The organism is Streptomyces sp. A0592 (assembly GCF_004795115.1).
GTDB lineage: Bacteria > Actinomycetota > Actinomycetes > Streptomycetales > Streptomycetaceae > Streptomyces > Streptomyces erythrochromogenes.
On record NZ_SSBM01000024.1, the window covers coordinates 80,287 to 93,202 of the forward strand.

At 73.9% G+C, this 12,916-nt stretch carries 11 protein-coding genes; 8 read left to right on the forward strand and 3 right to left on the reverse strand.

Annotation, left to right across the window (positions count from 1 at the left end; genetic code table 11):
* Positions 1-24: 24 nt before the first annotated feature.
* From pheS to E6U81_RS27980, 5 genes are all read left to right on the forward strand, one after another.
* On the forward strand, positions 25-1,152 hold the full coding sequence (pheS, locus tag E6U81_RS27960; RefSeq protein WP_136232835.1) for a phenylalanine--tRNA ligase subunit alpha: 1,128 nt from the start codon (positions 25-27) through the stop codon (positions 1,150-1,152).
* A complete protein-coding gene (pheT, locus tag E6U81_RS27965; protein ID WP_136232836.1) occupies positions 1,152-3,680 on the forward strand; it encodes a phenylalanine--tRNA ligase subunit beta in 2,529 nt (842 codons plus the stop codon). Before pheS ends, pheT begins: the two co-directional genes overlap by 1 nt.
* Positions 3,681-3,925: 245 nt before the next feature.
* On the forward strand, positions 3,926-4,921 hold the full coding sequence (locus E6U81_RS27970) for a PP2C family protein-serine/threonine phosphatase (protein ID WP_240804054.1): 996 nt from the start codon (positions 3,926-3,928) through the stop codon (positions 4,919-4,921).
* Positions 4,922-5,257: 336 nt separating this feature from the next.
* The gene (locus E6U81_RS27975) at positions 5,258-6,598 is read left to right on the forward strand and encodes a transcriptional regulator (RefSeq protein WP_136232838.1); all 1,341 of its coding nucleotides are present in this window, start codon (positions 5,258-5,260) and stop codon (positions 6,596-6,598) included.
* 53 nt (positions 6,599-6,651) lie between these two features.
* Positions 6,652-7,188, forward strand: a complete 537-nt coding sequence (locus E6U81_RS27980; RefSeq protein WP_136232839.1) for an NUDIX domain-containing protein — start codon at positions 6,652-6,654, stop codon at positions 7,186-7,188.
* A 26-nt stretch (positions 7,189-7,214) separates the two neighbouring features.
* Here E6U81_RS27980 and E6U81_RS27985 read toward each other — a convergent pair whose 3' ends face one another.
* Complete coding sequence (locus E6U81_RS27985; RefSeq protein ID WP_051893114.1) at positions 7,215-8,108, reverse strand: 3-hydroxybutyryl-CoA dehydrogenase; 894 nt, start codon at positions 8,106-8,108, stop codon at positions 7,215-7,217.
* A 139-nt stretch (positions 8,109-8,247) separates the two neighbouring features.
* On the opposite strand from E6U81_RS27985, the gene E6U81_RS27990 reads away from it, so the two are divergent.
* Positions 8,248-9,489, forward strand: a complete 1,242-nt coding sequence (locus tag E6U81_RS27990; protein ID WP_136232840.1) for a family 10 glycosylhydrolase — start codon at positions 8,248-8,250, stop codon at positions 9,487-9,489.
* 2 nt (positions 9,490-9,491) lie between these two features.
* On the opposite strand, the gene E6U81_RS27995 is transcribed toward E6U81_RS27990, so the two are convergent.
* Together E6U81_RS27995 and E6U81_RS28000 are read right to left on the reverse strand one after the other, a co-directional pair.
* Positions 9,492-9,689: a DUF1918 domain-containing protein gene (locus tag E6U81_RS27995; protein WP_136232841.1), complete on the reverse strand. Its 198-nt coding sequence runs from the start codon at positions 9,687-9,689 to the stop codon at positions 9,492-9,494.
* 33 nt (positions 9,690-9,722) lie between these two features.
* Entirely contained in the window at positions 9,723-10,652 is a 930-nt protein-coding gene (locus tag E6U81_RS28000; protein ID WP_136232842.1) for a DMT family transporter, read from the reverse strand.
* Between E6U81_RS28000 and E6U81_RS28005 the strand changes: the two genes are divergently transcribed.
* On the forward strand, positions 10,651-12,099 hold the full coding sequence (locus E6U81_RS28005) for a PLP-dependent aminotransferase family protein (RefSeq protein ID WP_136232843.1): 1,449 nt from the start codon (positions 10,651-10,653) through the stop codon (positions 12,097-12,099). The two genes, E6U81_RS28000 and E6U81_RS28005, sit on opposite strands and share 2 nt — an antisense overlap.
* Positions 12,100-12,130: 31 nt before the next feature.
* A complete protein-coding gene (locus E6U81_RS28010; protein WP_136232844.1) occupies positions 12,131-12,706 on the forward strand; it encodes a histidine phosphatase family protein in 576 nt (191 codons plus the stop codon).
* Positions 12,707-12,916 lie beyond the last annotated feature (210 nt).

The following is a 12,916-nucleotide window of genomic DNA, read 5'->3' on the forward strand; positions in this document are numbered from 1 at the left end:
CAGCCATCGGAAGTACGGGAAGAGATGTCGGCACCGAACAAGTCGTACGACCCTGTCGAGGTCGAGGCACTGAAACCGGAAGAGATCGAGCGCATGCGGGACGAGGCGCTCGCCGCCTTCGCGTCCGCCGGCGACCTCGACGCGCTGCGTGAGGCGAAGACCGCGCACATGGGCGACCGCTCGCCCCTGGCGCTCGCCAACCGCGAGATCGGCGCCCTGCCCCCGCAGGCCAAGGCCGAGGCGGGCAAGCGCGTGGGCCAGGCCCGCGGCGCCGTCAACAAGGCCTTCGGGGCCCGCACCGTCGAGCTCGAGGCCGAGCGCGACGAGCGGGTGCTGGTCGAGGAGGCGGTGGACGTCACGCTGCCCCACGACCGCACGCCCGCGGGCGCCCGGCATCCCCTGACCACGCTGATGGACCGCGTCGCGGACATCTTCGTCGCCATGGGGTACGAGGTCGCGGAGGGTCCCGAGGTCGAGGCGGAGTGGTTCAACTTCGACGCCCTCAACTTCACGCCCGACCACCCGGCGCGCCAGATGCAGGACACCTTCTTCGTCCAGGGACCCGAGGGCACCGAGGGCGACGAGTCCGGCGTCGTGCTGCGCACCCACACCTCCCCGGTGCAGGCGCGCTCGCTGCTGGAGCGCAAGCCCCCCGTCTACATCGTCTGCCCGGGCCGCGTGTACCGCACCGACGAGCTCGACGCGACGCACACCCCGGTCTTCCACCAGGTCGAGCTGCTCGCCGTGGACGAGGGCCTGACCATGGCGGACCTGCGCGGCACCATCGACCACATGGTCAAGGAGCTGTTCGGCGAGGAGACCACCACCCGGCTGCGCCCGCACTTCTTCCCGTTCACCGAGCCGTCCGCCGAGATGGACATGCAGTGCTACGTGTGCCGCGGCGAGTCGGTGGGCAACCCCGACCGCCCGTGCCGCACCTGCTCCAGCGAGGGCTGGATCGAGCTCGGCGGCTGCGGCATGGTCAACCCCAAGGTGCTGACCGCCTGCGGTGTGGACCCGGAGAAGTACAGCGGGTTCGCCTTCGGCTTCGGCATCGAGCGGATGCTGATGTTCCGTCACAACGTTGAAGACATGCGAGACATGGTCGAGGGTGACGTTCGTTTCACCCGGCCCTTCGGGATGGAGATCTGATGCGGGTCCCGCTTTCGTGGCTGCGGGAGTACGTCGACCTCCCCGCCGGTGAATCCGGTCGCGACGTCGCGGCCAAGCTCGTCGACGCCGGCCTCGAGGTCGAGACCGTCGAGCAGCTCGGCGGCGGCCTCAAGGGCCCGCTCGTCGTCGGACAGGTGCTGACCATCGAGGAGCTGGAGGGCTTCCGCAAGCCGATCCGCTTCTGCACGGTCGACGTCGGCTCCGCCAACGGCACCGGCGAGCCCCAGGAGATCGTCTGCGGCGCCCGGAACTTCGCCGTCGGCGACAAGGTCGTCGTGGTCCTGCCCGGCGCCGTCCTGCCCGGCGACTTCGCGATCGCCTCGCGCAAGACGTACGGCAAGACCTCGCACGGCATGATCTGCTCCGGCGAGGAGCTCGGCATGGGCGACGACGGCACGCACGGCATCATCGTGCTGCCGCCGGAGCACGAGACCGGCACCGACGCGATCGAGCTGCTCCAGCTCGTCGACGAGGTGCTGCACATCGACGTCACCCCGGACCGCGGCTACTGCATGTCCCTGCGCGGCATCGCCCGCGAGGTGGCCACCGCGTACGGCCTGCCGCTGCGTGACCCCGCGCTGCTCGACGTGCCCGGGCCGAACTCGTACGGCTACCCGGTCAAGATCGACGACCCGGCCGGCTGCGACCGCTTCACGGCCCGCACCGTCACCGGTCTCGACCCCGAGGCCCGCTCCCCGATCTGGCTCCAGCGCCGCCTCCAGAAGGCCGGCATGCGCCCGATCTCGCTCGCCGTCGACATCACGAACTACGTGATGCTCGAACTCGGCCAGCCGCTGCACGCCTACGACCGCTCGCGGATCGACGGCACCATCGGCGTCCGCCGTGCCGAGCAGGGCGAGAAGTTCACCACCCTCGACGGGGTCAAGCGCACGCTCGACGCCGAGGACCTGGTGATCACCGACAACAGCGGGCCGATCGGGCTCGCCGGTGTCATGGGCGGCGCCAACACCGAGATCGCCGACTCCGTCACCGACCCGGAGACCGGCGCCGTCACCGGGACCACCGACGTGGTCATCGAGGCGGCGCACTTCGACTCCGTGTCGATCTCGCGCACCGCCCGCCGGATGAAGCTCTCCTCCGAGGCGTCCAAGCGCTTCGAGCGGGGCGTCGACCCGCTGGCCGCCGCCGCGGCGGCCCAGCGGACCGTCGACCTGCTCGTGCTCCTCGCCGGCGGCACCGCCGAGGCCGGGGTCACCGAGGTCATCGCCCCGGGCGCGCCGCGCACCATCGCGATGGCCGCCGACCACCCGGACCGCGTCGCGGGCATGGACTACGGCCGCGAGACCGTCGTGCGCCGCCTCCAGGAGATCGGCTGCGACGTCTACGGCCAGGACGAGCTCGTCGTCACGCTGCCCTCGTGGCGGCCCGACCTCGCCGCGCCCAACGACCTCGCCGAAGAGGTGATCCGGCTGGAGGGCTACGGCAACCTCCCGTCGACCCTGCCGCAGGTGCCCTCCGGCCGCGGTCTGACCGCCCGGCAGCAGCTGCACCGCCGGGTCGGCCGCGCGCTGGCCGGCGCCGGCTACGTCGAGGCGCTCAGCTACCCGTTCCTCGGCGAGGGCGTCTTCGACCAGCTCCAGCTGCCGGCGCACGACGCCGCCCGCCAGGTCGTCAAGCTGGTCAACCCGCTCTCCGACGAGGAGCCGGCGCTGCGCACCACGCTGCTGCCGGGCCTGCTCGGCGCGCTGCGCCGCAACGACAGCCGCGGCAGCCACGACCTCGCGCTCTTCGAGACCGGTTCGGTCTTCCGGGCCGCCGCGCAGCCGGGTGTCGCCGTACGGCTGCCCGTCGACCGGCGTCCCACCGACGAGGAGGTCGCCACCCTGGACGCGGCTCTGCCCGCGCAGCCGCGGTACGCCGCGGTCGTGCTGGCCGGTGCCCGCGAGCAGGCCGGCTGGTGGGGCAAGGGCCGACCGGCCGACTGGGCCGACGCCGTCCAGGCGGCCCGTGCGCTGGCCGTCGAGGCCGGCACCGAGCTCGTCGTCCGCCAGGGCCAGTACGGCCCCTGGCACCCGGGCCGGTGCGCCGAGCTGGTCGTCACCCTCGACGGTGTGGAGCAGGTCATCGGCCACGCCGGCGAGCTGCACCCGCGGGTGGTCAAGGCCATGGGCCTGCCGGCCCGCACCAGCGCGATGGAGCTCGACCTCGACCGCCTGGCGGCGGCCGGCGGAGAGCCCGTCCAGGCGCCCCGGATCTCCTCCTTCCCGGTGGCGACCCAGGACGTCGCGCTGATCGTGGACGCGTCCGTCCCCGCGTCCTCCGTGGAGGCCGCGCTGCGCAAGGGCGCGGGCGAACTCCTGGAGTCGCTGCGCCTGTTCGACGTGTTCACCGGTGAGCAGGTCGGCGAGGGCAAGAAGTCCCTGGCGTACGCGCTGCGCTTCCGCGCGGGCGACCGCACGCTGACCGCCGAGGAGTCCACGGCCGCGCGCGACGCGGCGGTGGCGCTCGCCGGGGAGCGCACCGGGGCGGTGCTCCGGGGCGCGTAGCCGAAGGGTCCCCGGACCCGTTCAAGGCCTGATGAGGGGCACATCCGCAACCGGATGTGCCCCTCACTCATTCGGGTGAGAACCCCTCCGGCCCATGTCGGGGGCCGCCGTCCGGTCGACACAATCGATCCGGCCGGAGGGGAGTCCTACGGATGATCACGCGCGGGGAGACGGCCCGGGTGCGCCGGGTGTGCGTCGCGGCCTGGGGCGGCGCCGCCGTGTCCTGGGAGCTGTCCACCCCTGGCATGCTCGTGCCCAGCCTGGCCACGTGCGCCGCCTTCCTGCTGCTGGCGACCGGGTGCGCCCTGCACATCCGGCGCGGACTGCTGGCGGAGCTGCGCCGGTCGCAGGAGATCGCGGGCGCCGCGCAGCGCGCACTGCTGCGGCCGCTGCCCGGCCGGATCGACGGCCTGGCCCTGGCCGCTGCGCAGCTGTCCGCGAGCCGGGGCGCCGCGGTGGGCGGCGACCTGTACGAGGCCGTGCCGACGGCCCACGGGATCCGGGTGGTCATCGGCGACGTACGGGGCCACGGGCTGCCGGCGCTGGGCGCGGCGGCCGCCGTCCTGGGCGCCTTCCGCGAGGCGGCGTACGACGAGCCCTCGCTCGGCGGTGTCCTGCGGCGGATGGAGCGGGCCCTGGGGCGGCACGTACGGGACCGCGCGCGGGCCGAGCACCCGGCGGCCTGTCCGGCCGAGCCGGAGTCCCCGGCGGCGGAGGAGTTCGTGACCGTGCTGCTCCTGCAGATCGCTGCGGACGGTGCCCTGCGGGCCCTGAACTGCGGCCATCCCTGGCCGTACCTGATCGGTCCGGCCCCGGTGCCGGAACCCTGCGCGGCGGGCAGCCTGCATGTCCCGCCGGCGCCGGCGCCGCCGGCGGCGGCGGGAGTCCGTGCGGCGCCCGACGCGGGGAAGGGGGCCGCGCGCACGGTTCCGGAGGTGAGACCGCTCGGCGGCGATACTCTGCCGCCGCTCGGCGTGGTGCCGTTACCGCCGGTCCTGCGGGCGCACGCGTGCGGGGAACTCCGGCCCGGGGAGACGCTGTTCCTGCACACCGACGGGGCCGAGGACGCACGCGACCCGGCCGGGCGGTTCTTCCCCCTGCGGAGCGTCCTCGCGGGGGCGCGGGCACCGCTCACGCCGGCGCGGCTGGTCGCCGACGTGCACGAGGCCCTGCTGCGGCACACGGGCGGACGGCTCGCCGACGACGTGGCCCTGCTGGTGCTCCGCAACGACCGGCGTTGACCACGCACGCCGGGCCCGGTGGATGGGCCCGGCGCGCGTCCGGTCCGGTCCGCCGCCGGGGCCCGGCGACCAACCGGGCGCCGGCGGAACCGGAAGGCGCCGCCCGCCTGCCATGGAGTGTCGGGCAGACAGCAGGACGGGCGGCGCGGTGACGGGTCGTCGCACTGTTCGAGGGGGAGCCGACGACCCGAGCTCCTCTTGGCGAGGGTCTTCAGTGAAGCGCCTCCAGGGGTCCGTGCGGCAGAGTGCGGATCGCATTTATGCGCGTACTCACTTCACACCCCGTGTGAACCGCGCACCCACTAGCCTGATACCGACGAGCTCCGGGAGCGGCCCATGCAGCCCAATGTCCTGCTCGACGCCCTCCTCGCCGAGGCGGGCATGTCCCACGCCGGGCTCGCCGCCCACGTGAACCAGGCGGGGCGCACGCGCGGGCTGGCCCTGCGCTACGAACACACCGCCGTGACCCGGTGGTTGAAGGGGCAGCGCCCCCGCGGTCAGGTCCCCGACCTGATCTGCGAGGTGCTCGGCGGCAGGCTGCGGCGGCCCGTCGCGCTGGACGACATCGGCCTCGGGGTGTCCGACCACCCGGTGTCCCTGCATGCCTCCCCGCTCAGCGGGTTCGTGGACCGGGCCGCCGCCCTGTGGCGCTCCGACGGCCAGGCGCGGCCCCAACTGCTCACCGCCGAGGCGGTCACCGGCACCCCGGCCGTCATCCCGGTCTGGGAATGGGAGAACCCGCCCGAGGACGTCGATGTATCGCGCGACGGCCCGAACCGGATCGGTCCCGAGCACGTCGAGATCCTCAAGGCCGCCCGCGCCCACTACGAGCTGATGTACCGCCGGGCCGGAGGCATCGCCACCCGCGACCGGATCGTCCGCTTCCTCGGCACGGAGACCGCGCCGATGCTGCGCGGGAGTTACCCCGACGACCTCGGCCGCCGGCTGCACCGGGCCACCGGGTCCCTCGTGGCGGTGGCGGGGATCTGTGCGTACGACTCGGACGCGCACGGGCTGGCGCAGCGCTACTTCCACCAGGCGCTGCGCCTGGCCAAGGCGAGCGGGGACCGGGGGCTGGGCGCGTACGTGATCGCCCTGATCGTCAACCAGTCCCTGCACCTGCGGGAGTACCGCCAGGCCGTCGCCTTCGCCGAGGCCGCGCTGCGCGCCGCCGGCCGGCACACGACCCCGGCGCTCGCCGCCGACCTGCACGCCATGCAGGCCAAGGCCTACGCCCAACTCGGCGATGCGCAGGCCGCGCTGGCGTGCATCCGCGGCGCAGAGGCGGCCGCCGCGCGGATCCGCCCGGGCAGCGAACCGGACGAGACCGGCTACGTCCAGCCCGGCCTCGTCAACGTGCAGGTCGCCGAGGCACTGCTCAGTCTGGGGGACCTGGAGGCCGCGCGGGTCCAGGCGGCCGCCGCCGTCGGCACCCCCGCGCACGACCGCGGCCGGGTGCACCGGTTGGCGATGCTCTGCGAGATCCAGCTCCGTCAGGGAGAGGCGGACCGGGCCGCGGCGGGCGCGGCCGAGATGGCCGAACGGGCCCGGGGGATGGAGTCGCTGCGGCTGCGCGACCGGCTGTGGGCGGTCCGCGAACAGCTTCTGACCAGCGGTTGTTCGGACGCGCGGGAGACCGTGCGGCTCATCGACGGGGCGCTGCGCGTTCCGCTGTGACAGGGCAGCTGCTGCGATGTTTGCCACCTACTCGAACGGAAGGTGGCACAGCCGTGCAGTGGACGAACCTGAGTGAGCAGACTGTGTACAAGAACCGCTGGTTCGATGTGAATCTCGCCGATGTGGAACTCCCCGACGGCCGGCACCTGGACCACTTCGTGATCCGGCTGCGCCCGGTGGCCGTGGCCACGGCCGTCAACGAGGCCAACGAGGTGCTGCTGCTGTGGCGGCACCGCTTCATCACCGACAGCTGGGGCTGGGAACTGCCCGCCGGGGTGGTCGAGGACGGCGAGGACATCGCCGCCGCGGCGGCCCGGGAGATGGAGGAGGAGTCGGGCTGGCGGCCCGGCCCGCTCCACCACCTGATGACCGTCGAGCCGTCCAACGGGCTGACCGACGCCCGCCACCACCTGTACTGGGCGGACGGGGCCACCTACACGGGCCACCCCGAGGACGACTTCGAGTCGTCGCGCCGGGAGTGGGTCCCCCTCAAGCTCGTGCCGGACATGATCGCGGACGGGGAGATCCCGGCCGCCAACATGGCGGCCGGGCTGCTCCTGCTGCACCACCTGCGGCTCGGCCGGCCGTAGCGTCCACCCTGCGGCCGGCCGCGCGGTCAGCCGTACGGGTAGAAGCCCGCGCCCGTCTTGCGGCCCAGGCGGCCGGCGTCGACCATGCGCTGGAGCAGCGGGGGAGCGGCGTACAGCGGCTCCTTGTACTCGGCGTACATCGAGTCGGCGATCGAGGCGATGGTGTCCAGACCGATGAGGTCGGACAGCTTCAGCGGGCCCATCGGGTGGGCGCAGCCCAGCTCCATGCCGTTGTCGATGTCCTCGCGGCTGGCGATGCCCGACTCGAACATCCGGATCGCGGACAGCAGGTAGGGGACGAGGAGCGCGTTGACGACGAAGCCGGAACGGTCCTGGGCGCGGACCGCGTGCTTGCCGAGCACGTCCCGCACCAGGGCCTCGGCCCGCTTGATCGTCTCCTCGCCCGTGGTCAGCGCCGGGATCAGCTCGACGAGCTTCTGCACCGGGGCCGGGTTGAAGAAGTGGATGCCGATGACCTGGTCGGGCCGCGAGGTCGCGACAGCCAGCTTGACCAGCGGGATCGAGGAGGTGTTGGAGGCGAGGATCGCGTCCGGACGGGTGATCACCTGGTCGAGGACCTGGAAGATCTCGGTTTTGATCTGCTCGTTCTCGACGACCGCCTCGATGACGAGGTCGCGGTCGGCGAACTCGCCGAGGTCGGTGGTGAAGGTGAGGCGGGCCAGGGTGGCGTCCCGCTCCTCCTCGGTGATCTTGCCGCGCTCGGCGGCCTTGGTCAGGGAGTTGTGGAGCCGGGTACGGCCGATCTCCAGGGCTTCGCCGGTGGTCTCGGCGACCTTGACCTCAAGGCCGCTTCGGGCACACACCTCGGCGATACCCGCGCCCATCTGGCCACAGCCCACTACGCCGACCCGTGTGATGTCGGAAGGGAGGTCAGTCACTTCGTGCCTTTCGCAGCTCATCCGTCGGCGGGTCCCCCGTGTGATTCCGGCGCCCGCCACGCCCCCCGACGTTACTCCCGACCTTGCGCGGCCCGGCGGGCCGGGGCGGGCATGCTGGGCGGGCATCTCGCATCGTCACTCAGTGAAACGGAGTCGTCACATGGCGCACATCGGCCGACGGGCACTGCTGGCAGGAGCGGCGGGGGTGATCGCCGCCGTGACGGGGGGACCGGCCTTCGCCGCGCCGCGGAGCTCCGGCCCGCTCCCCGGGAGGGGCGCCGGCACCCCCGAGTTCCGGGGGATGTGGATCGCGTCCGTCTCGAACGTGGACTGGCCCTCGCGCAGCGGGCTGTCGGCCGCCACCCAGCGCAAGGAGCTGCTGGGTCTGCTCGACACCGCCGTCCGCCGCCGGCTCAACGCTGTGGTCCTCCAGGTCCGGCCGGCGGCCGACGCGCTGTGGCCCTCCCCGTTCGAGCCCTGGTCGCAGTGGCTCACGGGGGAGCAGGGGGGCGATCCGGGCTGGGACCCCCTCGGTACGGCCGTCGCCGAGGCGCACGCCCGCGGTCTGGAGCTGCACGCCTGGTTCAACCCGTACCGGGTGGCCAACCACACCGACTTCGACCGGCTGGTGCCCGAGCATCCGGCGCGGCAGGACGGCTGGACGGTCGAGTACGGCGGGAAGCTCTACTACAACCCCGGGGTGCCCGAGGTGCGGCGGTTCGTGCAGGAGGCCATGCTCGACGCCGTCACCCGCTACCCGCTGGACGCCGTCCACTGGGACGACTACTTCTACCCCTATCCCGTCGAGGGCGAGTACTTCGACGACGACGACGCCTACGACGAGTACGGCGGCGGCTTCTCGTCGCGGGCGGCATGGCGGCGCAGCAACACCGACACCCTGGTCCGCGAGATGTCGCAGCGGCTGCGCGCCCTGCGGCCCGCGGTCAGGTTCGGCATCAGCCCCTTCGGGATCTGGCGCAACTCCGACCGTGACCCGGCCGGCTCGCCGACCCGCGGGCTCGCGGCGTACGACGACCTGTACGCGGACACCCGCAAGTGGGTCAGGGAGGGCTGGATCGACTACGTGGTGCCGCAGGCCTACTGGCACATCGGGCACTCGACGGCCGACTACGCGGCGGTCGTCCCGTGGTGGGCCCGGACCGTCGCGGGCACGAAGGCGGACCTGTACGTGGGGGAGGCGCTCTACCGCTGCGACGCGGGCAGCCCCACCGCGGCCTGGCGGGATCCGGCGGAGCTGTCGAAGCACGTGCGGTTCGCCCGCGGATACCCGGAGGTCCGCGGCCACGTCTACTTCTCGGCGAAGCAGGTGGCCGCGGACCCCAACGGCGCGATGGCACGTGTCGTCGCCGACCACTACGGCTCGGCCGTGCCCCCGCGGTGAATTCAGTGCCCGGGCTCTTCGGGGTGGCGGACGACGCAGTCGGGTCCCGGAGCCATCAGCGCTTCGTGTCCGTCCTGGAAACGGACCCGGTACGGGGGCGTCCCGTTCTCGCCGAGCACCTGGGTGATCTCGCCCACCTTGTCGTGTTGTCCGACGATCCTGCCGTGCTGCACCAGCTGGTCGCCCTCGGTAGCTCGCATGTCTGACCTCCTCGGTGGCGCTCCGATCCGGTGCTAGCAGTTTAGGTCGTTCCGGGGCTGTTTGACCCGTTGGGTCACCGCGATACAGACGAGAACCGCGCAGGCCGCGGCCGGTGCGGCGGGGGCGAGGTGCTCCCCGAGGAGTGCCACGGACCAGACCAGCGTCAGCAGCGGCTGCGCGAGCTGGAGCTGGCTGGCCCGGGGTGCTCCGATCTCGGCCATGCCGCGGTACCAGACGTACAGGCCGAGGAAGGTGGAGCCGGCCGCCGCCCAGACCAGCCCGGCCAGTCCGTGGCCGGTGAGGTGCACCGGCTCGTACGCCAGCCCGAGCACGGAGCCGGTCAGGGTGAGCGGCAGGCACAGCACCAGCGCCCAGCCGATCACCTGCCAGCCCGGCAGGACGCGGGCCAGCTGCCCGCCCTCGGTGTACCCGGCCGCGCACACCAGCAGCGCGGCGAACAGGTAGCCGTCGCCGGCGGAGAGGGAGCCGCCGCTCTGCGCGAGGGTGAAGCCGAGCACCACCACGGCCCCGGCCACCGCCGCGGCCCAGAAGGCCCGCGGGGGCCGGTTGCCGGTGCGCAGCGCGGACAGCGCCGCCGTGGTCAGCGGCAGGAGGCCGACCACGACGGCGGCGTGCGAGGTGGTGGAGGTCTGCAGCGCCAGGGTCGTCAGCAGCGGGAAGCCCACGACCACCCCGCCGGCAACGACGGCGAGGCCTGCCCAGTGCTGGCGGGCCGGTACCGCCACCCGGCGGGCCAGCAGGAAGACGCCCGCGATCGCGGCCGCCAGGACGCTGCGCAGGGCCACCAGTGACCACGGGCCGAAGCTCTCCAGGCCCCAGGCGGTGGCGGGGAAGGTCAGCGAGAAGGCGACGACGCCGAGCGAGGCCAGGGCCGTGCCCCGCAGCAGCGGATTCTTCACCGCTATCGCCGTCGGGAGAGTAGCGCTATTCTGTGCTGTCATGTATGAGCGTAGCAGTGTGGCGGAGCTGGCCGATTCTCTGAGATCCGAACTCAACCGCTACTCCGTGGGTGGAAAGCTCCCGTCGAGCAGGGCCCTGGTCGAGCGCTACCGGGTCAGCCCCGTGACCGTCTCCCGGGCTCTCGCGCAGCTCGCCGCCGAGGGCCTCGTCGTCACCCGGCCCGGCGCCGGCGTCTTCCGCGCCGCCCCGCGGACCGCGCTCCCCGAGGCGGGGGACACCTCCTGGCAGGAGGTCGCGCTCAGCGCCGAGGGGGCCGGGGACGTCGTCCCGCGTTCCGTGGACGCCTCCGGGGTGCTGGCCTGCCTGGCCGCGCCCCCGCCCTCGGTGATCCCCCTCAACAGCGGGTACCTGCACGCCTCCATCCAGCCCGAGCGGGCCATGGCCGCCGCACTCGCCCGGGCCGGGCGGCGTCCCGGCGCCTGGGACCGGCCGCCCATGGAGGGGCTGCCCGAGCTCCGCGACTGGTTCGCCCGCGAGATCGGCGGGGCGGTCGGGGCCGCCGACGTCCTGGTGACCGCGGGCGGGCAGAGCGCGCTGACCACCGCCCTGCGGGCACTGGCCCCGCCCGGGGCGCCGATCCTCGTGGAGTCCCCGACCTACCCCGGGCTGCTGGCCATCGCCCGCGCCTCCGGGTGCCGGCCGGTGCCCGTACCGGTGGACGCCGACGGGGTCCGGCCGGACCTGCTGGCCGCAGCCTTCGAGGCGACCGGGGCGCGGGTGTTCGTCTGCCAGCCGCTCTTCCAGAACCCCACCGGCGCGGTACTGGCTCCCGCCCGCCGGGCCGAGGTGCTGCGGATCGCGCGGGCGGCCGGGGCCTTCGTGGTCGAGGACGACTACGCCCGCGCCCTCGGTCACGACGACTCCGGGCCGCTGCCCGCGACCCTGGCCGCCGAGGACCACGACGGGGTGGTCGTCCACGTCAGGTCCCTGACCAAGGCCACCTCGCCCAGCCTGCGGGTCGGCGCACTGGCGGCCCGCGGGCCGGTGGTGGACCGGCTGCGCGCCGTCCAGGTCGTGGACAGCTTCTTCGTGCCCCGGCCGCTCCAGGAGGCGGCGCTGGAACTGGTCGGCGCGCCCGCCTGGCCGCGCCACCTGCGCACGGTGGCCGCCGAACTGCGCCACCGGCGGGACGTGCTCGCCGGCGCGCTGCGGCGGGAGCTGCCCGGCCTGGCCGTGCCCCGTCTGCCCTCGGGCGGCTATCAGCTGTGGGCCAGGATGACCGGGGGCGGGGACGACGCCTCCTTCGCGGCGACGGCCCTGCGCGCCGGGGTGGCGGTGGCCCCCGGCCGCCCCTACTTCTGTGCCGAACCGCCCGCTCCGTACGTCCGCCTCAGCTTCGCCGGGGTCTCGGGCCCGGGCGAGCTGGTGGAGGCCGTGCAGCGGGTTCGGGCGGGCCTGGGGGAGGAGGCGCGCACTCCGGACGCTTGACCCGCCGCCCCGCGCGGCCCACCATCACCGCATGCACGTTCGGGTTTCGCTCGTCGCCGCAGCCCGCAGTTCCTCGCTGCTCGCCGAGCGCTTCGACGACGACCGCCCGCTGGACGGGGTCGGCTGGCGGGCCGTGGAGTCCGCCGCCCGGGGCCTCGTACCCCTGGGCGCGGCCGAGTTGCGCTACTGCTCGCCGACTCCGCGCAGCCGGTCCACGGGCGAGGCCCTCGGGTACGCGCCCCTCGCCCAGCCGGCGCTGCGCGAGTGCGACATGGGCCGCTGGCGGGGGCTGACCCTCGCCGAGGTGACCGCCCAGGAGCCCGAGGCGGTGGACCAGTGGCTCAGCGATCCGCGGGCCGCCCCGCACGGGGGCGAGTCGCTGCTGGCCTTCATCTCCCGGATCGGCGGATGGCTCGACACCCGGCCGGCCGACGACGGCGGCGCGATCGTGGCGGTGGCGGAGCCCTCGGTGGTCCGCGCCGCTCTGGTCTACGCCCTCAAGGCGCCGCCACTGACCTACTGGAACGTGGACGTCCGGCCTTTGTCGACGCTGACCCTCACGGGCTGCCCCGGCCAATGGCACCTCTGCCTGCAGGCCCCCGCATGAAAGCGGCGTGACATCCCGCCCGGCTCGGCCCGCCCCGCTCGACGGGGGGCGGGCCGAGCCGTCCGGTCGACGGGACCCCGTCGCGGCACCGGACGGTCCAGCACGGTCCAACTGCGGGACCGGCTCCCTGCGTCACCGGCGCAATCGCCGCCGCGGCGGGGGCTTTCCTGCTAGACATCTTTCCAAGGAGCGTGACGCGCCCCTTCCTTC

What these genes read in the sequence shown, in the direction of transcription:
- pheS (WP_136232835.1), top strand. Translation starts at nt 25, where the DNA reads ATGTCGGCACCGAACAAGTCGTACGACCCTGTCGAGGTCGAGGCACTG.
- pheT (WP_136232836.1), top strand. Translation starts at nt 1,152, where the DNA reads ATGCGGGTCCCGCTTTCGTGGCTGCGGGAGTACGTCGACCTCCCCGCC.
- E6U81_RS27970 (WP_240804054.1), top strand. Translation starts at nt 3,926, where the DNA reads ATGCTCGTGCCCAGCCTGGCCACGTGCGCCGCCTTCCTGCTGCTGGCG.
- E6U81_RS27975 (WP_136232838.1), top strand. Translation starts at nt 5,258, where the DNA reads ATGCAGCCCAATGTCCTGCTCGACGCCCTCCTCGCCGAGGCGGGCATG.
- E6U81_RS27985 (WP_051893114.1), bottom strand. Translation starts at nt 8,108, where the DNA reads ATGAGCTGCGAAAGGCACGAAGTGACTGACCTCCCTTCCGACATCACA.
- E6U81_RS27990 (WP_136232840.1), top strand. Translation starts at nt 8,248, where the DNA reads ATGGCGCACATCGGCCGACGGGCACTGCTGGCAGGAGCGGCGGGGGTG.
- E6U81_RS27995 (WP_136232841.1), bottom strand. Translation starts at nt 9,689, where the DNA reads ATGCGAGCTACCGAGGGCGACCAGCTGGTGCAGCACGGCAGGATCGTC.
- E6U81_RS28005 (WP_136232843.1), top strand. Translation starts at nt 10,651, where the DNA reads ATGTATGAGCGTAGCAGTGTGGCGGAGCTGGCCGATTCTCTGAGATCC.
- E6U81_RS28000 (WP_136232842.1), bottom strand. Translation starts at nt 10,652, where the DNA reads ATGACAGCACAGAATAGCGCTACTCTCCCGACGGCGATAGCGGTGAAG.
- E6U81_RS28010 (WP_136232844.1), top strand. Translation starts at nt 12,131, where the DNA reads ATGCACGTTCGGGTTTCGCTCGTCGCCGCAGCCCGCAGTTCCTCGCTG.